Annotated in this window: 24 protein-coding genes; 14 read left to right on the forward strand and 10 right to left on the reverse strand. The window is 69.2% G+C overall.

Annotation, left to right across the window (positions count from 1 at the left end; translation table 11 throughout):
* Positions 1-5: 5 nt before the first annotated feature.
* Positions 6-1220: an acyl-CoA dehydrogenase family protein gene (locus tag ACIQF0_RS19645; RefSeq protein WP_319976485.1), complete on the reverse strand. Its 1215-nt coding sequence runs from the start codon at positions 1218-1220 to the stop codon at positions 6-8.
* Between the two features lie 10 nt (positions 1221-1230).
* Positions 1231-1860, reverse strand: coding sequence for an SCP2 sterol-binding domain-containing protein (locus ACIQF0_RS19650; RefSeq protein WP_360040543.1), 630 nt, complete (start codon positions 1858-1860; stop codon positions 1231-1233).
* Between the two features lie 98 nt (positions 1861-1958).
* Here ACIQF0_RS19650 and ACIQF0_RS19655 point away from each other — a divergent pair, with 98 nt between their 5' ends.
* On the forward strand, positions 1959-2597 hold the full coding sequence (locus ACIQF0_RS19655; RefSeq protein WP_093595411.1) for a TetR/AcrR family transcriptional regulator: 639 nt from the start codon (positions 1959-1961) through the stop codon (positions 2595-2597).
* Here ACIQF0_RS19655 and ACIQF0_RS19660 read toward each other — a convergent pair.
* Both ACIQF0_RS19660 and ACIQF0_RS19665 read right to left on the reverse strand, forming a co-directional pair.
* Positions 2586-3347: a MaoC family dehydratase gene (locus ACIQF0_RS19660; RefSeq protein WP_401031108.1), complete on the reverse strand. Its 762-nt coding sequence runs from the start codon at positions 3345-3347 to the stop codon at positions 2586-2588. The genes ACIQF0_RS19655 and ACIQF0_RS19660 overlap by 12 nt on opposite strands.
* Positions 3347-4582, reverse strand: coding sequence for a 3-oxoacyl-ACP reductase (locus ACIQF0_RS19665; protein ID WP_401031110.1), 1236 nt, complete (start codon positions 4580-4582; stop codon positions 3347-3349). Before ACIQF0_RS19665 ends, ACIQF0_RS19660 begins: the two co-directional genes overlap by 1 nt.
* A gap of 53 nt (positions 4583-4635) precedes the next feature.
* Here ACIQF0_RS19665 and ACIQF0_RS19670 point away from each other — a divergent pair, with 53 nt between their 5' ends.
* From ACIQF0_RS19670 to ACIQF0_RS19680, 3 genes are all read left to right on the forward strand, one after another.
* Positions 4636-5841 carry an acetyl-CoA C-acetyltransferase gene (locus ACIQF0_RS19670; RefSeq protein WP_401031112.1) on the forward strand — a complete coding sequence of 402 codons (1206 nt, stop codon included), beginning with the start codon at positions 4636-4638 and terminating at the stop codon, positions 5839-5841.
* Positions 5838-6806: a serine hydrolase domain-containing protein gene (locus ACIQF0_RS19675; protein WP_401031114.1), complete on the forward strand. Its 969-nt coding sequence runs from the start codon at positions 5838-5840 to the stop codon at positions 6804-6806. Before ACIQF0_RS19670 ends, ACIQF0_RS19675 begins: the two co-directional genes overlap by 4 nt.
* 71 nt (positions 6807-6877) lie before the next feature.
* On the forward strand, positions 6878-7138 hold the full coding sequence (locus ACIQF0_RS19680) for a hypothetical protein (protein WP_401031116.1): 261 nt from the start codon (positions 6878-6880) through the stop codon (positions 7136-7138).
* On the opposite strand, the gene ACIQF0_RS19685 is transcribed toward ACIQF0_RS19680, so the two are convergent.
* From ACIQF0_RS19685 to ACIQF0_RS19695, 3 genes are all read right to left on the reverse strand, one after another.
* Positions 7125-7805: a S1 family peptidase gene (locus ACIQF0_RS19685; protein ID WP_401031118.1), complete on the reverse strand. Its 681-nt coding sequence runs from the start codon at positions 7803-7805 to the stop codon at positions 7125-7127. The two genes, ACIQF0_RS19680 and ACIQF0_RS19685, sit on opposite strands and share 14 nt — an antisense overlap.
* Before the next feature lie 82 nt (positions 7806-7887).
* On the reverse strand, positions 7888-8070 hold the full coding sequence (locus ACIQF0_RS19690; RefSeq protein WP_401031119.1) for a hypothetical protein: 183 nt from the start codon (positions 8068-8070) through the stop codon (positions 7888-7890).
* On the reverse strand, positions 8070-8684 hold the full coding sequence (locus ACIQF0_RS19695) for an SIMPL domain-containing protein (RefSeq protein WP_401031121.1): 615 nt from the start codon (positions 8682-8684) through the stop codon (positions 8070-8072). The genes ACIQF0_RS19690 and ACIQF0_RS19695 overlap by 1 nt, the downstream gene beginning before the upstream one ends.
* 154 nt (positions 8685-8838) lie before the next feature.
* Here ACIQF0_RS19695 and ACIQF0_RS19700 point away from each other — a divergent pair, with 154 nt between their 5' ends.
* The 5 genes from ACIQF0_RS19700 (at position 8839) to ACIQF0_RS19720 (ending at position 13206) form a co-directional block, all read left to right on the forward strand.
* Entirely contained in the window at positions 8839-10032 is a 1194-nt protein-coding gene (locus tag ACIQF0_RS19700; RefSeq protein ID WP_030480083.1) for an ATP-binding protein, read from the forward strand.
* A gap of 170 nt (positions 10033-10202) precedes the next feature.
* Complete coding sequence (locus tag ACIQF0_RS19705) at positions 10203-10349, forward strand: hypothetical protein (RefSeq protein ID WP_169746017.1); 147 nt, start codon at positions 10203-10205, stop codon at positions 10347-10349.
* Between the two features lie 226 nt (positions 10350-10575).
* On the forward strand, positions 10576-11427 hold the full coding sequence (locus ACIQF0_RS19710; protein WP_401031124.1) for an NAD(P)-dependent oxidoreductase: 852 nt from the start codon (positions 10576-10578) through the stop codon (positions 11425-11427).
* A 52-nt stretch (positions 11428-11479) separates the two neighbouring features.
* Positions 11480-12847 (forward strand): S28 family serine protease, encoded by a 1368-nt coding sequence (locus ACIQF0_RS19715; protein ID WP_401031125.1) that lies wholly within the window; start codon positions 11480-11482, stop codon positions 12845-12847.
* A 14-nt stretch (positions 12848-12861) separates the two neighbouring features.
* A complete protein-coding gene (locus ACIQF0_RS19720; protein ID WP_360040576.1) occupies positions 12862-13206 on the forward strand; it encodes an NTP pyrophosphohydrolase in 345 nt (114 codons plus the stop codon).
* Here ACIQF0_RS19720 and ACIQF0_RS19725 read toward each other — a convergent pair.
* Complete coding sequence (locus tag ACIQF0_RS19725) at positions 13203-13976, reverse strand: HAD-IIB family hydrolase (protein ID WP_401031127.1); 774 nt, start codon at positions 13974-13976, stop codon at positions 13203-13205. The genes ACIQF0_RS19720 and ACIQF0_RS19725 overlap by 4 nt on opposite strands.
* 21 nt (positions 13977-13997) lie before the next feature.
* Complete coding sequence (locus tag ACIQF0_RS19730) at positions 13998-14660, reverse strand: TetR family transcriptional regulator (protein WP_401031129.1); 663 nt, start codon at positions 14658-14660, stop codon at positions 13998-14000.
* 97 nt (positions 14661-14757) lie between these two features.
* On the opposite strand from ACIQF0_RS19730, the gene ACIQF0_RS19735 reads away from it, so the two are divergent.
* Positions 14758-15675 carry an SDR family oxidoreductase gene (locus ACIQF0_RS19735; protein ID WP_401031131.1) on the forward strand — a complete coding sequence of 306 codons (918 nt, stop codon included), beginning with the start codon at positions 14758-14760 and terminating at the stop codon, positions 15673-15675.
* 27 nt (positions 15676-15702) lie between these two features.
* Entirely contained in the window at positions 15703-16371 is a 669-nt protein-coding gene (locus ACIQF0_RS19740; protein ID WP_401031133.1) for a dienelactone hydrolase family protein, read from the forward strand.
* Here ACIQF0_RS19740 and ACIQF0_RS19745 read toward each other — a convergent pair.
* A complete protein-coding gene (locus tag ACIQF0_RS19745) occupies positions 16368-17420 on the reverse strand; it encodes an NAD(P)-binding domain-containing protein (protein ID WP_401031135.1) in 1053 nt (350 codons plus the stop codon). The genes ACIQF0_RS19740 and ACIQF0_RS19745 overlap by 4 nt on opposite strands.
* Before the next feature lie 107 nt (positions 17421-17527).
* On the opposite strand from ACIQF0_RS19745, the gene ACIQF0_RS19750 reads away from it, so the two are divergent.
* From ACIQF0_RS19750 to ACIQF0_RS19760, 3 genes are read left to right on the forward strand one after another with little or no spacing between them, the layout of a single operon-like run.
* Positions 17528-18043: a hypothetical protein gene (locus tag ACIQF0_RS19750; protein ID WP_401031137.1), complete on the forward strand. Its 516-nt coding sequence runs from the start codon at positions 17528-17530 to the stop codon at positions 18041-18043.
* A gap of 21 nt (positions 18044-18064) precedes the next feature.
* Positions 18065-18649, forward strand: coding sequence for a hypothetical protein (locus ACIQF0_RS19755; protein WP_401031139.1), 585 nt, complete (start codon positions 18065-18067; stop codon positions 18647-18649).
* Positions 18650-18671: 22 nt separating this feature from the next.
* Positions 18672-19571 (forward strand): pentapeptide repeat-containing protein, encoded by a 900-nt coding sequence (locus tag ACIQF0_RS19760; RefSeq protein ID WP_401031141.1) that lies wholly within the window; start codon positions 18672-18674, stop codon positions 19569-19571.
* Positions 19572-19586: the final 15 nt, after the last annotated feature.

Here is a 19586-nt window from a genome sequence, read left to right on the forward strand (position 1 = left end):
TCAGCTCACTTGATCTGCATCCCAGAAATCATGCGGGACACCACAAGTCGCTGGATCTCGCTCGTTCCTTCGAAGATGGTGAAGATCTTGGCGTCGCGATGCATCCGCTCGACCGGGTGCTCCCGCGTGTACCCGGCCCCACCGAGGATGTGGATCGCCCGCTCGGTGGCCCACACCGACACCTCGGACGCCTTGAGCTTCGACATCGACCCCTCGCCGGCGGTGAACGGCACGTTGTTGCGCCCCATCCACGCCGCCCGCCACACCAGCAGCCGTGACGCGTCGATCTCCATCCGCATGTTCGCGAGGTCGAACGCGATCGACTGGTTCTCGATGATCTTGCGCCCGAACGCCTCGCGGTCCTTCGCGTAGTCGAGCGCGTACTCGTAGGCGGCACGTGCGACACCGACCGCCATCGCGCCCACGGTCGGACGCGTCGTCTCGAACGTGGCCATCGCCGCCTGGCCGCCTGCCTTCAGGCCTTCGCGGGCACGGGCGAGCCGCGCCTCCAGTCGTTCCCGGCCGCCCAGGACGCAGCGACCTGGGACGCGCACGTCGTCGAGGAACACGTCGGCCGTGTGCGAGGCGCGCATGCCGTGCTTCTTGATCTTGCCGGGGGACGACAGGCCGGGCGTGCCGGGCGGGACGATGAAACCGGCCTGGCCACGAGAACCCAGCGCGGGGTCGACGACGGCGGTGACCACGTGCACGTTCGCGATGCCGCCGTTGGTGGCCCATGCCTTTTGACCGTTGAGCACCCACTCGTCGGTGGCCTCGTCGTAGCGCGCGCGGGTCCGGTACCCGGCTACGTCAGAGCCCGCCTGGGGTTCGGAGGCGCAGAAGGCGGCCAGCTTCGGGTCCGACTCGTCGCCGAAGCACTCCGGCACCCACTCGGCCAGCTGCTCGGGCTCGCCGCCCGCGAAGATTCCCGCGACGGCGAGGCCGGTGCCCATCAACGCCAGTGCGATGCCGGCGTCGCCCCAGAAGAGTTCCTCGGTCGCGATCGGCAGCGACAGGCCGATCGGGTCCGCGAACCAGGTCGCGAGGGATTCGAAGCCGTAGAGGCCGATCTTCGCCGCCTCCTGGATCACCGGCCACGGTGTCTCCTCGCGCTCGTCCCACTCGGAGGCCGCCGGCCTGATCACGTCGCGAGCGAAGCCGTGGACCCAGTCGCGCAGGTCCGTCTGGTCTTCGTTCAGCTCGAGCGAGAAGCCACCCACAAGAAGTCTCCTAAGCCTTCGGGATGTTGAACAGGCTCATGAACCCGGCCGCGAACCCCAGGTCGCCCTTGACCTTCAGCTTGCCCGTCATGAACAGCACGGGCGCGGACGCGTTGCCGGTCGCGAGCTTCAGGAAGTCGGCGGGCGTCAGCGTCACAATGGCACGGGCCTCGCGCGTCACGCCCTTGTTGATCGTGCACTGCGCGTCTTCGATGATGGCCTCGTAGACGTCTTCCAGCACGTGGAAGTGCACGACGGCACGAGTGGAGCCCGCCCGGTCCGAACGGAAGTGGACCTCCATGCGGCGGAACACCTCGTCCAGCACGCGCACGCGCAGAGCGGGGTCGGCGACGACGGCCTCGATCTGGTCCTTCGAGGCGCGCGAGATGATGCGGGCGAAGTTGGACGGGTCCATCTTCGACAGGTCGAGGTCCGCGCCGCCGTCGGCCAGCGCGCCCAGGGCGTTCAGCAACGCGGCGAAGTCTTCGCGACCCAGCTTCTTCGGGTCGATGCCGCGGGCGATGACGTCGATGTTCACATCGGCCAGCGCCGGGTCGTCCGGCGTGATCTGCTGCAACGTGCTGATCAGCTCGGCCGGGCTGAGCTTCGCGATCGCCTCGGTGGTGAGGTCGAGCGTCATGGACACACCTCCTGGTACCTACTCGCGAGTAAGACTACTCACCAGTAGATAGAGCGGCAAGCCGATCGGATAATCTTGCTGCTCCGAACCGAGGGGTAATGATGCGCACAGAAGGTCGAGCCAAGCGCTTGCCACGCGCCGTGCGTGAGCGGCAGATCATGGATGCCGCCGTCGACGTGTTCTCACGCCTCGGCTTCCACTCGGCGTCGATGGACGAGATCTCCGAGGTCGCGGGCATCTCCAAGCCGATGCTCTACGCCTACCTCGGCTCCAAGGAGGAACTGTTCGCGACCTGCATCCGGCGTGAGGCCACCCGCATGATGGAGGCCATCGCGACGGGCGTCGAGCCCGACCAGGAACCCGACGTGCAGCTGTGGAGCGGCCTGCGGGCGTTCTTCGGGTTCGTTGGCGAGAACCGGGCGAGCTGGCAGGTGCTGCACCGGCAGGCGTCCACCCAGGGCGGGCCATTCGCGGTCGAGCTCACGGACATGCGCGGCCGCGCGGTCTCACTGGTCGCGGCGCTGCTCACCCAGTCCACGAAGGCACCGGCGACCAAGCTGGAGGCCGAGTCGCTGGCCGCCGCGCTGGTCGGGGCCGGCGAGTCGCTCGCCGACTGGTGGCTGGATCACCCGGAGGAACCCGCCGGCGTCGTCGCGGCACGCCTCATGAACCTCGTCTGGATGGGCTTCGGCGACCTCGTCGACGGCAACGTCTGGCATCCACCGTCACGCCGCTGAACCGACCAGGTGGGGCCCCTTGCCCCACACGGCGAACTCCCAGCCGTCCGCGCCCTCGGCCGCCGAGAACTCGACACGACCGGGGATGAGCAGCGGCTTCTTGAACCGGACGGCCACCGTCACGGCCTCGGGAAGCCGCCCCTCGAGCGCGGCCAGGCAGCGCGCCTTCGTCCACATCCCGTGCGCGATCGCCCGCTTGAAGCCGAAGAGCTTGGCGCTCAACGGGTAGAGGTGGATCGGGTTGCGGTCGCCGGACGCCGCGCCGTAACGCCGCCCGATGTCCGCGGGCACCCGCCATACCGCCGACCCGACCGGCCGTTCCAGCTCCTCACCGGAACCGGACGAGCCACCGGAGCGCCGCAGGTAGGTCGAAACCCCTTCCCAGACACCGGAAACCGACGTCACCACGTCGACCTGCGTGCCCTGCGGATGCGGCCGCAGATCGCGCGCGGACACCGTGATCTCCAGCTGCTCGTCCAACGTCAGCGGCCGCGACTGCGTGATCCGGTTCGCGACGTGCACGAGGCCCGGCAACGGGAACGGGAACCCGGCGCCCGACATCAGCTTCATCTGCAAGGGAAAGCCCAGCACGTGCGGGTACGTCAGCGGCAACGCGTCACGCAGCCCGAACCCGCACACCGCGTTGTACGCCGCCAGATGCTTCAGCGACACGTCCATAGAAGCCGAAACCGGTTCCGCGGCAAGGGTTTCCCCACGCCGGAACGACGTGAGAGCGGCACGCAGCAACATCAGGCCCCCAGCAGCATCTGGCCGCACACCCGCACGACGTTCCCGTTGACACCACCGGAACCCGGCGACGCGAACCACGCCACGGTCTCCGCGACGTCGGCCGGCAACCCGCCCTGCGACAGGCTGTTCATCCGCCGCCCGACCTCGCGCGTCGCGAACGGCACCGCCGCGGTCATCTTCGTCTCGATGAAACCGGGGGCCACGGCGTTGATCGTGGCGCCGCGAGCAGCCAGCACGGGGGCCAGCGTCTGGACCATCCCGATCACACCGGCCTTCGACGTGGCGTAGTTGGTCTGGCCGACGTTGCCCGCGATGCCGGCGATCGACGACACCCCGACGATCCGCCCGCCAGTGCGCAGCACGTCGCCGTCCAGCAGTGCTTCGTTGATCCGTTCCTGGCAGGCGAGGTTGACCTCCAGCACCGAGTCCCACAGCGAGGAATCCATGCGCGCCAACGACTTGTCGCGGGTGATGCCCGCGTTGTGCACGACGACGTCGACGCCACCGTGCCGCTCCAGCAGGTACGAGGTCAGCCGCGCGGGATCGCCGGTGATGTCGAGCTGCAACGCCGACCCGCCGACGGCGTTCGCGACCTTCGACAGTTCGTCCCCGGCGGCGGGCACGTCGAGGCAGACCACGTGCGCGCCATCGCGTCCCAGAGCCGTGGCGATCGCCTCGCCGATGCCCCGGGAAGCGCCCGTGACCAGCGCGACCTTGCCGTCCAACGTGCCTGCGGGCGAGTTCCCGGACACGTGGACGACCTGCCCGGACACGTACGCCGACCGTCCGGACAGCAGGAACCGCAGCGTCGACTCCACTCCGTCCTCGGCGCCGTCTGCCACGTGGACGAGGTTGGCCGTGCCGCCGCGGCGCAGCTCCTTGCCGACTGATCGCACGAACCCTTCGAGCGCTCGTTGTGCGATGGAGTCCGGCGACCGTCCGATCACGACGACCCGCCCGCACGGCCCGAGCTGTGTGATCGCCGGGTGGAAGAAGTCGTGCAGCTGCCGCAGGTCGCCGACCGAACCGATCTCCGACGCGTCGAACACCAGCGCGCCGTAGGGGGCCTGGCCTGTTTCCAACTGCTTCAGAAAGGGCAGCCGAGTAGTGCCACCGACCAGAACCGGTGTCGCCAGAGCAGCGTCACGGCGGAGCGGATACGGGTTCGGCAGGCCGAGCCTGCGCACGAGCTGGCGACCCAGCCCCGACGTCGCGAACTTCTGGTACCTGTCCACGTCGCACAACCTACTCGCTAGTAAGTCTACCCGCTAGTAGGTAGTATGACGGCATGCGAGTAGCGATCATCGGCGGCAACCGCATCCCGTTCGCCCGCTCGAACGGCCCGTACGCCACCGCGTCGAACCAGGACATGTTCACGGCGGTGCTGGACGGCCTGGTCAGCCGCTTCGGCCTGCAGGGCGTACGCCTCGGCGAGGTGGTCGCCGGTGCCGTGCTGAAGCACTCACGCGACTTCAACCTCGTCCGCGAGTCGGTACTCGGCAGCAAACTCAGTCCCGAAACCCCTGCGTACGACCTCCAACAGGCGTGCGGCACCGGTCTGCAGGCGATCATCGCCGTCGCGAACAAGATCGCGCTCGGCCAGATCGAGGCGGGCATCGCGGGCGGCGTCGACACCACCAGCGACGCGCCGATCGGCGTGAACGAGAACTTCCGCAAGCTCCTGCTGGAGTTCAACCGCACCCGCAAGGTCGGCCTGCTGACCAAGCTGCGCCCCAGCCACGTCGTCCCGCACCTGCCCCGCAACGGCGAGCCGCGCACCGGCATGTCGATGGGAGAGCACGCGGCCATCACCGCCGCCCAGTACGGCATCACGCGCGAGGACCAGGACGAGCTCACCGCGCGCAGTCACCAGAACCTCGCCCGCGCCTACGACGAGGGCTTCTTCGACGACCTGGTCACTCCTTACCTGGGCCTGACCCGCGACCAGAACCTCCGCCCGGACAGCAGCGCCGAGAAGCTCGCCAAGCTCAAGCCGGTCTTCGGCGACACGATGACCGCCGGCAACTCGACCCCGCTCTCCGACGGCGCCTCCGCGGTCCTGCTCGCCACCGAGGAATGGGCTGCCGAACGCAAGCTTCCGGTCCTCGCCTACCTGACGTTCGCCGAAACAGCCGCCGTCGACTACGTGCACGGCGACGAGGGCCTGCTCATGGCACCCGTGCACGCCGCACCGCGCATGCTCGACAAGGCGGGCCTCACGCTGCAGGACTTCGACTTCTACGAGGTGCACGAGGCGTTCGCGTCGCAGGTGCTCGCCACGTTGAAGGCCTGGGAGAAGGAACTCGGCGAGATCGACAGGTCGAAGCTGAACGTCAACGGCTCGTCGCTCGCGGCAGGCCACCCGTTCGCCGCGACCGGTGCCCGAATCGTGGCGACTTTGGCGAAGTTGTTGCAGCAGAGGGGAAGTGGACGCGGGTTCGTGTCCATTTGCGCCGCGGGAGGTCAGGGCATCACGGCTATCTTGGAACGGTGACGCTGCAGACGCTGCTCGAGTCCCACCGCGACACCGTTCCGGCCTCGGTCGCCGTCATCGCCCGAGGTGACGCCGTCGAGTTCGCGGAGGTCGGCGAGTCCCGCGAGGCGGTCTTCCCGATCGCCTCGATCACCAAGCCGATCGTCGCCACGGCGGCGGCGCTCCTGGTGCGCGACGGCGGGATCGGGCTCGACGACCCGATCGCGAACTGGTTGCCGGAACTGGCGAACCCGCTGGTCGTGCGCACGCCGGCCAGCGAGATCACCGACGTCGTCCCGGCGGCGGGGCCGATCACCGTCCGGCACCTGCTGACGTCCCGCTCCGGCTGGGGCTTCACGGCGGACTTCTCGTTGCCCGCCACCGCCAAGCTCTTCGAAGAGGCACATCTGCACGGCCGCGCGGACCTGCCGTCCCCCGACGAGTGGCTCAAGCAGCTCGCCCAGGTCCCGCTGCTGCACCAGCCCGGCGACGGGTGGCTCTACAACACCGGGTACGACGTGCTCGGCGTGCTGGCCGACCGCGTCACGGGTTCGCTCCCCGGTTACCTGGCCGACCGCTTCTACGAACCGCTCGGCATGACGAGCACGGGCTTCATCAGTGACGTCTTCCCGTCCGGCGCCGGCGGCCTGAAGTCCACTGTGGACGACCTGCTGGCCTTCAACCGCTTCCTGCTCACCAGCGATCTGCTGCCGCGACTGGCGACCGACACGACGTCCGAGCAGGAACGCGAGGCCGCGCACATCTTCCTGGAGGGCCAGGGCTGGGGCATCGGCGGCAGCGTCGACATCGCCGAGATCGACCCGTGGAACTCGCCCGGCCGCTACGGCTGGGTAGGTGGTTCCGGCACGGCCGCGCACGTCGTCCCGGCCCAAGGCACGGTCACGGTCCTGCTCACCCGCACGGCCATGACGAGCCCCAGCCCGACCACGATCATGCGTGATTTCTGGCGGTACGCGGCCGGGTAAGGCTTGCCGAACCGGACGGTCCTTCATGCACACTCACAGTGTCGCTTCGCTGCGACACTGGGGGTGGGGGAATGCGGGACCTGCAGGTCGATCCCGAGAAAGATCCGGTGCTGGCGCGCGCACTCGTCGGCACCCTCCGCGACGAGTGGCGACCGGCCGCCGACGCGATGCGGTCGGCGCACGAGTGGGAACGCCGCGCCTACATCATGTTGACGCTGGCAGCGGCCGCCAAGCGCCGCGTCGAGTGGCTCAGGAGATGGCTCAAGGCCCGTCCGGACGACCGCGACGCCGTTGCGGTGCAGCACACGATGGAGTCGCTCAACGGGCACTAGTCATCGTGCTGTCGATCCACGCCTGATGCGGTGCCACGGCGGTGTAGACGGTCCAGCCTTCGCTGCCGCACGGGCCGATGGGACCGCGGCTGGTGACCGCGACGACCTTGCCGTCGACGAGCGCGGGCGTGCCGGAGTCACCGTGGCACGCGGCGGCGTCGACGGACTGCTTCACGCAGATCTCGTCGTCCCCGCCGCACTGGCCGAGCACCTCGGTGTCGAGTTGCTTCAACTCACGCGGCGACGTCGGCGACGACTGCGCGTCCATGCCCCAGCCCAGTAGCCGGATCGGTCCGGCCGCCGGCATCGGGCCGACGGTCAGCGGCGCCTCGACCACGGGGTTCTTCAGCTTGATCAGGCCGATGTCGCCGTAGTCGCCCTTGTGCACACTCGCGACGGCGACGACGGTGCCGCCCTCCAGCCGGTCGTTCGAGCCGATCCGGATCGGCGTGCCGACCACTACCGTCGACAGGCAGTGTTCGGCGGTCACGACCCACTGCGAAGCGATCAGGCCGCCACCGCAGCCGTGTCCGTTGTCGTCGTGCCCCAGATCGGCGATCCAAGTGTGCTTCTCGGTCGCCGTCTCCCCGCCGATGATCGCGTGCGCCGGTGCGATGGAAGCCATCGCGGCAGCCCCGACGACCATGCCGATCAACAAGTTCCGCATGGATCAGCACGCTATGGACCCGCGCCGTCAGCGCGGATCACGCCGCAGCATGATCCGCGAGTCAGACCTCAGGACTACCGCGTCACCCGCTGCCGGCCGCGCACGACGACGAGTTGTCGTAGGTGCCGTTCGGCTTGGCCCGGTACTGGTAGCGCCCTTCCCTGCGCCCGCGCCGCACCCGGCGGCCGGCCAGGAGCAGGCCGGTGAAGATGACCAGGAAGAGCAGGACCACTCCGCCGATGCCCAGAATCAGTGCCGTCTCCATCAGTCCAGCAACGACCAGGCAGCGGTGCAGGAGGCCGACACGGTGATCTGCTGCGCCTTCAGGTTCAGCTGGTCGACCATCCCGGCGGGCCCCGCCATGTCGAACGACTGGGCGCCGCTCATCATCCGCGGCTGGTAGTGCGCGCCGCCCTCGGTGTCGCCGATCCGCAGCAACGGCCCGAGCCGCCGCCCCAGCGCCGATGCGTAGCCCTCAGCACGGCGCAAGGCATCGGCGACGGCTTCCTTCTGCGCCTCACGGATGGCCTCGGTGTCGTCGACGAGCGTCCACGACGGGCCGTTGATCCAGGACGGCTCCGCCTGCACCAGTTCGGCGAGCAGTCCGTCGAGGCGGTCCAGGTCCTTCACCCAGATCACGTACTGCTGCGAGGCGCGGCTGCCGACGCGCTGGTTGTTGTCCCAGTTGTCGTGCGCGGACAGCTGCCGCGACCGCACCTCGAACTCCGTGAGCAGCGGCTCGATGGCGGAAATGCGCTGGTTGAGCGTGCTCACCGCCTCGGAGCGCTCGGCACCGAGCGCCTCGAACGTCACGTCCACCTGGGCGCGGTCGGCGGTCCGCTCGACCTCGCCGGTCCCCTTCGTCACGACTTCAGCCACGTCACGCAGCCAACCGGCACCGGGGTTCATCCGCAACTATTAAGCTCTATTGCTCCATCACTAGATAAACGTATACAGCGGCATCCGGCCCCACTTCGAGGTTCGTCTGCGCGTCTCTAGAGCCGTCGCTAGAAACGCGGATACGGTGCGAGCCATGGACCCGGTGCGCAATCCGTTCGCCCCCGGTGCAGGCCAGCGGCCTCCTGAGCTCGCCGGCCGGGACAAAGAGGTCGGCGCGTTCGAGGTGGTGCTCGAACGCGTGGCCCGCGGCCGTCCCGAACGCAGCCTCGTGCTGACGGGGCTGCGGGGCGTCGGCAAGACCGTGCTGCTCGGCGAGCTGCGGTCGATGGCGGTCAAACGCGGCTGGGGCGCGGGCAAGGTCGAGGCCAGGCCCGACGCCGATCTCCGCAGGCCGCTGTCGGCCGCGCTGCACCGGGCGATCCGGGATCTCGCGGTCCGGCACCGCGCGCCGGACCGGGTCGAGGCGATCCTCGGGATCCTCAAGGCGTTCGCGCTGAGAGCTGCCCCGGACGGTGCCAAGCTGCGCGACCGCTGGCAGCCCGGCATCGACGTCCCGGCGGCGTCCGGCCGGGCGGACTCCGGTGACATCGAGATCGACCTGGTCGAGCTGTTCACCGACGTCGCCGAACTCGCGCAGGACGTCGGCACGGGCGTCGCGCTGCTCATCGACGAGATGCAGGACCTCAAGCCGGACGACATCAGCGCGTTGTGCGCGGCGTGTCACGAGCTCTCGCAGATCGGCGCGCCGCTGGTGGTCGTCGGCGCCGGCCTGCCGCACCTGCCGGCGGTCCTGTCCGCGAGCAAGTCCTACTCGGAACGCCTCTTCCGCTACGTCCGCATCGATCGCCTGAGCCGGGAGGACGCGGACCGCGCCGTGCTCGCCCCGGTCGAACGGGAGGACGCGGGCATCACGGACGAGGCGCTCGACGCGTTGTTCGACGCGTCCGGCGGCTACCCGTACTTCATCCAGGCCTACGGCAAGGCCGCCTGGGACGCCGCTCCTGCCGATCCGATCACCGCGATGGACGTCTCCGTGGCCGCTCCCGAGGCCGACGCGGAGCTGGCCGTGGGCTTCTTCGGCTCCCGATACGAGCGTGCGACGCCCGCTGAACGCGAGTATCTCCGGTCGATGGCCGAGTTGACCGACGGAAAGGATGCGGGCGTCAACACCGCCCAGGTGGCCGACCACCTCAAGCGCAAGCCCTCGTCGCTGTCGCCCGCGCGGGACTCGCTCATCAAGAAAGGCCTGGTCTACAGCGCGGAACGGGGTCAGATCGCCTTCACCGTGCCGCACTTCGGCAGGTTCCTGCTCGGCCGCGAGGAGTGATCCGGCGCACCTCGGCGCAACCCTAGCCTTGTCCGGCTGTTCACGTTGTCAGCCGATGATTCATCGGCATGTGCCCCACCTCACCGGATAATCGCGTGCTTTTGTGCGCGCGTAGGTGCATACTTGGGTTACCAACCAAACAGACCTCACAGAGGGAAGTGCAGACCGAGATGAACTTCGCAGCGAAGCTCCGCGCCCGCCGTGCCGAGGCGCGCAACCGGAAGGCCGTGGCTCGCGCGATCGACATGGCGACCACCCCGTCCATGCGTCACGAGCTGATGGCCATCGCCCAGGCTCAGGTCACCACCCTCCGCTGACCACGACCCGGCACTCGCACGGCGCCCCGTCGCGAGTGCCTCCCCAACGGGAACCCCTGGAGCACCTCCCGCGCTCCAGGGGTTTCATTCTGTTAAACGTGATGCGCGCCACAGTATGATGGCGTTGTAACAGCGCACGTCGGTCCGCCGATGTCACTGTTGACCCCGCGGTGCTGTCGGACCCCCGACCTGGCAGCACCGCGGGGTTTCTTGTTTGCTGGGGGACATGAAGATCGCCGTGCTCGGCACCGGCCTCATGGGTGCCCCCATCGCAGCCAACCTCGCCGCGGCCGGACATGAGGTCCGGGTTTGGAACCGCACGCGCGCCAAGGCCGAACCGCTCGCCGCACAGGGCGCCACCATCGCCGACACCCCCGCTGCCGCCGTCGAGGGCGCGGAGATCGTGCTGACGGTGCTCAACGACGGCCCCACGGTCACCGCGGCCATCCAGGCCGCCGCCGAGTCCCTGCCGCACGACGCCGTGTGGATCCAGGCGTCCACGGTCGGCATCGCCTCCACCGAGGACCACATCGCACTGGCCCGTTCGCTCGGGCTGGAGTTCGTGGACGCGCCCGTGCTCGGCAGCACGAAGCCCGCCGCCGAAGGCAAGCTCGTCGTGCTCGCGTCCGGTGCCGAGGAACTGCGCGAGCGGGTGCAGCCCGTGTTCGACGTGATCGGCGCCCGCACGATGTGGGTCGGTGAAGCCGGTGCGTCGTCGAAGCTGAAGCTCGTCGCGAACAGCTGGGTGCTCGCGCTCACCGCGGCGGTCGGCGAGGCCGTGTCGCTGGCCGAGGCGTCCGGGCTCGACCCGAAGCTGTTCCTGGAGGCCCTGTCCGGTGGCGCGATCGACACCCCGTACCTGCAGATGAAGGGCGGCGCGATCATCGCCCGTTCCTTCGAGCCCGCGTTCACCGTCGAGAACGCGTTGAAGGACGCGCGGCTCGTCGCGGAGGCGGCGGAACGGGCGAACGTGCGCCTCGACGTCGCGCAGGCGTCCGCCGAACGGCTGAGCCGCGCGGTCGACGGCGGGCACGGCGACAAGGACATGGCCGCGTCTTATTTCGCCAGCTACGAATAAGCCCGACGATCGGCCGGTCCGGCGGGGCGTGCGCGCTCAATAGTTTGGCTTGGTGAACAGACTCGCGCGCTCCCTGCTGGCGTTCGGCCTGGTGTCCGCACAGGTCGTGGCCACCGCGGCGGTCGTGTCCGCCGCCCCTGACATCAAGGACCGCATCGCCGCCATCCCCGGCGTGCGGATCATCAGCGAGGGGACGTCCGGCACCGCGCGGACGTTCGTCCTCGGCATCCAGCAGCCCGCCGACCACCGCAGGCCGCGCGGCACGAAGTTCGAGCAGCGCTTGTCGTTGCTGCACAAGGCGGAATCGAAGCCGATGGTGCTGCACACCTCCGGCTACAACCTGTCGGGTCCGAGCCCGTCCGAGCCCGCCCGGCTCGTCGACGGCAACCAGATCAGCGTCGAACAGCGGTTCTTCACGCCCTCGCGGCCCGCGCCGGCCGACTGGGACGACCTGAACATCTGGCAGGCCGCCAACGACCACCACCGGATCGTCGCCGCGTTCAAGAAGATCTACGGCGCGAAGTGGCTCTCGACGGGTGCCAGCAAGGGCGGCATGACGTCGATCTACCACCGCCGCTTCTTCCCGCGCGACGTCGACGCGACCATCGCGTACGTGGCGCCGAACGACGTGGTGAACGACCGCGACGTCTACGGCGAGTTCATCCGCGAGGTCGGCAACGACCCGACGTGCAACCAGCGTCTTGAGGGCGTGCAGCGGCAGATCCTGCAGCACCGCGACGAGTTCGTCTCGCGGCTGGAAGCCAAGGGCTACACGTACAAGCAGTTCGGCAGCGCGCACAAGGCGCTGGAGATCCTCGTGCTGGACACGCCGTTCACGTTCTGGCAGTACGGCACCCAGGAGCAGTGCGCGCTGGTTCCCGGCGCGGGCGCCTCGGTGGACGACCTCTGGACGTTCATCGACAAGACCGTGGGCTGGGACTTCTACAACGACGCCGGCGTCGCGCCCTACACGGCGTACTACTACCAGGCGGGTACGCAGCTCGGCTGGCCGGAGGCGGACGAGTCGGCGGTGCGCGACCTGCTGCGCTACCCCGGTTCCTCGGTGCCCCGGTCGATGGTGTCGCCCGACATCAGGTTCCCGCGTTTCGACCGGTCGGCGATGCGCGACGTGGACTCGTGGGTGCGCTACCAGGGTTCGCGGCTGCTGTTCGTGAACGGCCAGAACGACCCGTGGAGCGCGGAACCGTTCCGCCTCGGGCCGGGCACGCGTGACTCGTTGTCGTACTCGGTTCCTGGTGGCAACCACGGCTCGAACATCGCCAAGCTGCCCGAGAAGGAACGCGCCGCGGCAACGGCGGCCGTGCTGCGCTGGGCCGGCGTCTCCGCCGCTCCCGTTGCGGCACTTGCCGTGGACGAGGGCCCGGACTCGCTGGACGCACTGCGGGCACGCCGGGGCTGAGGCACTCTGAAGGTGTGAAGCCGTTGCTCGTGGTCGATGCAGCCAACGTCGTGGGATCGGTCCCAGACGGGTGGTGGCGGGACAGAGCGGGCGCGGCCGAACGCCTCCGCGACGCCCTGCGCGGCCGCGACGAGGAGGTCGTCCTGGTCGTGGAAGGCAAGGCGCGCAACGTTTCCTCTGTCGACGACGTCCGGGTGGTCTCGGCTCCCGGCGAGGGCGACGACACGATCGTCGAGGTCGTGCGGGCAGAAGGTGCCGGACGAGTCGTGACGGTGGTGACCGCTGACCGCGCGCTGCGGCAGCGGGTGATGGCGCTGGGCGCCGGGGTGGTGGGACCCACCTCGGTGCCGCGCCGTTAGATCCGGAAGAGCTGTTCGAGGACCTGCGCGACGCCGTCCTCGGTGTTCGGCGGCGCGTGGTTGGTGCAGGCCTGCTTCACGAGCGGGTGCGCGTTGCCCATCGCGTACGCCGTGCCGGCCCACCCCAGCACCGACAGGTCGTTCGGCATGTCGCCGAACGCGATGACCTCGTCCTTGCCGATTCCCCTTGTGTTGCACAGGGATTCGAGCGTGGCGGCCTTCGAGACGCCCGGCGGGCTGATCTCCAGCAACCCGAGCCCGCCCGAGTGCGTGACCGTGACGTGCTGACCGACGGCCTCTCTGGCGATCTCCATCATGTGGTCGACCTCGGCGTCCGGCGCCCAGGCGAGCATCTGCACGACCTGGTGCGCCTCCGCGAGGACGTGGTCGAGCAACTCCAGTGTCCTGTGTGGATTCTTCGGCCCGAACCCCTGGAAACCGGGCTCTGACAGCACTTCCAGCCCGGTCTCGACCGCGATGCCGACGTTCGGGATCACCTCGGCCAACGCCTCCGACACCTTCCGCACGACGTCGAGCGGCACCGTCTGCGCGTGCGTGACCTCGCGGTTCGTCAGGTCGTAGATCATCGCGCCGTTGGAGCAGATCGCCGTCCCGGTCAGCTCCAGGTCCTGCACGAACCGCGGCGGCCGTGCCGTGACGACCACGACGTCCGCGTCGACGGCGTGGAGCGTGGCGCGGGTGCGGTCGCTCAGCACCCCGCCCGGTTGCAGCAGCGTGCCGTCGAGGTCGGTCGCGATCAACCTGATCATCGGCAGATTATCGGGCAGGAACTACTGGCTGCGGGCGAGAAGTCCGGAAGCCGTCACCTCGACGGTGCGGCGCACGACGTCGGTGAAGTCGACGCACATCACGGCCAGGGCCGGATCGGCGGCGTAGGCGTCGAGGACCGCCTGCGGGGGACGGCTGGCCGGCCAGGCGGCGACCGCGATCAGCATGACGGTCTGCATCAGCGAGGCGACGTCCTCGTCACCCAGTTCGGGAAGGTGCCGCCCGGTGAACCGGACGAGCGCCTCGAGGTACCCGTGCACGGCGAGCTTGTGCTGGAGCGCGGTCTCGGCGGAGATGTTGCGCTCCAGCACCGTTGCCTGGGCGCTGATCAGGTCGCACAGCGCCGGGCGACGGGTCAGCGAGGTGGCCAGGAGCTCGGCCAGCAGGTGTGCCCGCTCCCCGACGGGGCCGCCGCCGGGGAGCCCCGCGGACTCCAGTTCGGCGATCCAGTCCGCGACCTCCGCCTCCAGCAGCGCCAGCAGCACCGCCTCCCGCGACTCGAAGTAGCGCAGGACGTTGGCCTTGGCCAGGCAGACCCGGCGGCTGAGCGCGGTGAGGGTCAGTTCGGCGACCGGCGTCTCGGTGAGCATCGCGGCCGCGGCGGCGAGGATCTGCCGCCGCCGTTCGCCACGCTGCTCGTCGGTGCGCGCCCGCTGGAAGCTCATGTCACGCATGTTACAGACCGCCGGTACTTTACTAAGAGACCGACGGTCCGTTATGTTGACGACATAAGAGACCGGCAGTACGTAACAAGGGGTCGCGATGTACCAGGTTCCTGACCAGCGCGGAAAGCGCATCGTCGTCACCGGAGCGAACAGCGGCACGGGCAAGGAGGCGGCCAAGCGCCTGGCGGGAGCCGGCGCTGACGTCGTCCTCGCGGTGCGCACCGAGGCCAAGGGTGAGCAGGCGAGGGCGGAGATCCTCGCCGCCCATCCGGGCGCCCGGCTGGAGGTCCGGCGGCTCGACCTGGCCGACCAGGCGTCGGTGCGGACGTTCGCCGAGGAGCTGATCGCCGAGGGCACGCCGCTGGACGTGCTGGTCAACAACGCGGGTGTGATGAACGTGCCGGCGCGGACCGAGACCGTCGACGGCTTCGAGCTCCAGCTGGCGAGCAACTTCCTCGGCCCGTTCGCCCTGACCGTCCGGCTGTTGCCGCTGCTGCTCGCCGCTCCCGCGCCGAGGGTCGTGACGATGAGCAGCGGCGCCGCGTACCGGGGGAAGATCGACTTCGACAACCTGCAGTCCCGCCGCCGGTACAGCCCCACGCTGGTCTACGCGCACAGCAAGCTGGCCAACCTGTTGATGATGCTGCACCTGGCGGACCTCGCGGCCGAGCAGGACTGGCCGCTGCTCTCGGTCGGCGCGCATCCCGGCTACACCCGCACCAACCTGATGACCTCGGGCCCGCACCTCAACGGCGGCAAGCCCGGCCTCGTCGAGTCGGTGGGCTACCGGATCCTTCCCTCCCAGGGCGTCGAGCAGGGCACCGAACCGCTCCTGCACGCGGTCGCCGACCCCGGAGCGGTCCCCGGTGGCTACTACGGGCCGCGCTGGGCGCTCGTCGGTCCGACCAGGGCCGCCTCGATGCCGCGGTCCGCGCGGGACAAGACGGTGGCCGCGCGTTTGTGGGCCGAGGCCGAACGTCTCACCGGCACGGCCGTGGAGGCCGTGGACCGCTGACCGGGGATGCTCGGGCAAGATCGATCCATGACCCATCGAGTTGACGACATGCCGTTGCCGGTTTGGCTCCCGGAGTCCGGTTCCGGCCCCGGCATCGTGCTGATCCAGGAGATCTTCGGCCTGGACGGGTACCTGCGGGGCATCGCCGAGAAGCTCGCCGCGCTCGGCTACGTCGTGGCCGTGCCCGAGCTGTTCCACCGCTTCCAGCCGGGCTGGGTCGGCGAGCACGACGAGGCCGGCATCGCGAAGTCGATGGAGGTCGTCGGCAACCTCGACTTCCCGCTCGCGGTGCAGGACGTCGTCGCGTCGGTCGAGTACCTGCGCGGCCTGCCCGAGGTCACCGGCGGCGTCGGCGTGCTCGGCTTCTGCCTCGGCGGCACCCTGGCGTACTCCGCCGCCGTCGCCTCGAACCCCGACACCGCCGTCTCGTTCTACGGCTCGGGCGTGCCGGACCAGATCGGCGCGCTGGACCAGGTGTCGTGCCCGATCCAGTTCATCTTCGGTTCCGAGGACGAGTTCATCACCGGCTACCAGAAGGTCGTGGACGCGGTGCCGTCGCACGAGGGCGCCGAGATCCACCTGGAGGCCGCGGGCCACGCGTTCCTCAACCACCTCGCCCCCTGGTACGACGAGGACGCCGCCGACCGTGCGTGGGACCAGTCCGTGAAGTTCCTCGCGCGCACGCTGCCCGTCTAGGCGATGCACGGCACCGCGAGCTGCTGCGAGAAGAACCTCTCCAGCGGCTTGCGGTGCAACCGGCGCTCGACCGCGATCAGCTCGTTGCGCCGGTAGTGCCTCACCTGCGTGCTCGTGACGACGAACCCGTTGCGTTCGGCCGTGGGCATCTCGTCGTAGAGCAACGCGTGCTGTCCTTGCGTCACAACGACATCCGCCAGCCCGTCCGGAATCTCGCCGGCGCGCGTCGCGATGGTGGCGGCGAGCGCGTCCGGCCGGTTGCGCAACCGGCGATGCGGCCACGGCACCCCGTGGTGCTCGGCCTCCAACGTCCGGTGCAACGCCCTGGCCGCGTGCCGGATCGCCTTGATCGAGTCGCCGGTGAGCACGTGCACCTCGGGCGCGTCGAGCGTGGTGTCCCTGCGGAACCCGGTGCACACGATCACCTTGTCGTACCGCAGGTCGCCGGTGCCGTCGATCGTCGCGACGAACTCGTTGCCCTCCTTGACGACCCGTTGCACCGTCCGCCCGACGGTGTGCGTGATCCGCGCCGTGGACGCGATGTTGTCCGCCGTCTCGAACGCGCTGTGCCCGCGTCCGATGATCAGCACGCGCTTTCCCGCGTACTCGGTCGGATCGGTGCTGGCCGTCGCGTACGTCTCCGCGTGCTCGACACCGGGAACACCTGGCACGTAAGGCTTCTTGCCGGTGGCGACGATGACGTGCCGCGCGTTGTACTGCCCGGTGTCGCTGACCGGCGTGTTGTAGCGGACGTTCAACGGCCGCGCGAAGTCCTCCAGGTACCGCACCAGGTCGTCCGCGTTGGGGAAGGACCTCTTGCTGTAGCGCGCGAACGGCACGCCCTCGAACAGCGAGTTGTCGTCCGTCGAGAGCACACGATGCCGCGGGAACGTCCGGAAGAAGCTCGCCGGCTCCGGTCCCGCCTCGACGATCAGGTAGTCGCGGCCTGCACGGTGTAGAAAGCGCCCCATCTGCAAGCCCGCCGGACCTGCACCGATCACCAGGTACTCCACCATCACGCACCTCCCGGCGTCCTCTACGCCGAGCACGGCGAAAAGGTTCAGACGGGCGGTCTGCCTCCATGATGACCGCTACTGGCGAGTTCTGGCCAACCTTCCCGCCTGCCGGACACGCGCCGCGCGGATACGCTGGTCCGATGAGGCTCATCGCGGTGTCGGCCCTGGCGTTGCTGCTGGCCGCCTGCGCCTCCCAGGCCGCGCCTCAGGCCACTCCGTCACCCGAGCCCACGAGCGAGTCCACGATGCCGCCGACGCCGCCCAGGCAGGAACCGTTCGAGATCACGACGGAGGTCAACGGCGTCCGCGAGTGGCAGAACTCCCCGCAGGAGATGGGATTCGTCTACCGCGTGCAGCCCATTGACTTCACCCTGACGGCGCGCAACACCGGCAGCACACCGCAGTCGGACGCCCGCATCAGGTTCGTCGTCGAGGACATGGACGGCGAGGGCGACCTGACCGTCGGCGGCGAGGGCTGGACGTGCGAGGGCGGCCGTGACATCGCGTGCACCGCCACCGGCACCACCGCGGCCGGCGGCACGTGGGCCCCGCTGACGCTGACCATGCGGCACACCAAGGCGGGCCAGACCAGCGTGGTCGTCCACTGGGCGGACGTGGCGCCCAACGTGATCTTCCGTTACGACGCCGGCACCTGACCCTCGGTTACCGTCGAACGCATGGGGAGATTTCTGGGGGCTCTGCTGCTGTTGTTCGTCGCGGCCTGTTCGGCACCACCGCCGACGGCTCCACCTGAGCCGGTCGTCACGACCACTCCGTCCTCCGCGGAGCCGGCCACCACGACGGAGCCGGCCACCACCACGGAGAAGCCGTCTCCCGGTCCTCGGGACTGGTTCAAGGTGTCCTTCGGCGGAACATCGCTGAGTCCGTACCCGCAGCCGCTTTGGTACCGGTCATCATCTCCGGTCGACCTCACGGTCGAGTTCCACAACGCCGGCGACGAGGTGGTCGTGGCGCCGATGGTCCGGCTCCGGATCTCACCGCGTCCCGAGGGCACCGGGATCACGCACACGGTCGTCATCAACGGCGACGGCGACGGGTGGACCTGCGAGACCACCCGTGACTCGGCGACCTGTCGCAGTGGCGCGGAGGTGCCACCGGGAGAAGACCTGCCGCCGATCGACATCGGATTGAAGTTCGAGCCGGAAGAGAACTACCTCGGTGCGGACATGTCCGACGACCTCACCGTGACCTACGGCGATGTCGTCTTCGAGGGAACCATCAGATACGACACCAGCACCTGACCTTCGCCACTACGCTCGCGCCGTGGCGAAAGCTGATCGCGAACTCTGGTCGATCCGGACGCACATAGGCACGGTGGTGCTGATCGGCCTGGCGGTCTTCGCGGTCGCCGCCACCCTCCTGTGGCTGGCGCTGAGCATGCCGACCGCGGTGAACACCCGAGTCGACATCATCAAGATCGCGCTCTCAGTGGTCGCCGGCGTGGGCGGCGTCGTCGCGCTGGTGGTGGCCTACCGCAAGCAACGCGTCGGCGAGTCCGCCGAGAAACGCGAACACGCCAAGGTCCTCAACGAGCGCTTCGCCACCGCCTGCAACCAGATCGGCCACGACAAGCCCACAGTCCGGCTGGCCGGCCTCTACGCGATGGCGTCGCTGGCAGACGAGTGGACGACGCAACGCCAGACGTGCATCGACGTGCTGTGCGCGTACCTCCGCATCCCGTACGAGCCGTCGCTGGACTCGGAATGGGACCACGACGAGGAGACCGAGGTCCGCCTCTCGATCACCAGCGTCATCGCCGCCCACCTCCGCGACGACGCCCCGACGAGCTGGCAGGGCCACGACTTCCACCTCACCAGGGCCGTGTTGCGCGCAGCGGACTTCGCCGGCATCCACGTGACCGGCGGCAACCTGGTGCTCAGCCTGGCGCGCTTCCCCGGCGGCTGGGTGTCGTTCGACGGCATGAAGGTGAGCGGCGGCGAGGTGTGGTTCGGCGGCGCGACCTTCGCCGGCGCACGAGTCACGTTCCACGGCGCGCGGTTCACCGGCGGCCGCGTGAAGTTCGAGGGCGCGGAGTTCAACAGCGGCGAGGTGTCGTTCCGCGGCGCCCGGTTCGCCGGCGGTGAGGTGGACCTGTCGGAAGCGGAGATCACGGTGGCGCCGGTGTTCGACGACGGCGAGAAGCCGGGCCTGAAACTGCCGTGACCGAAATTGTCGGTG

The organism is Lentzea sp. NPDC092896 (assembly GCF_044754905.1).
GTDB lineage: Bacteria > Actinomycetota > Actinomycetes > Mycobacteriales > Pseudonocardiaceae > Lentzea.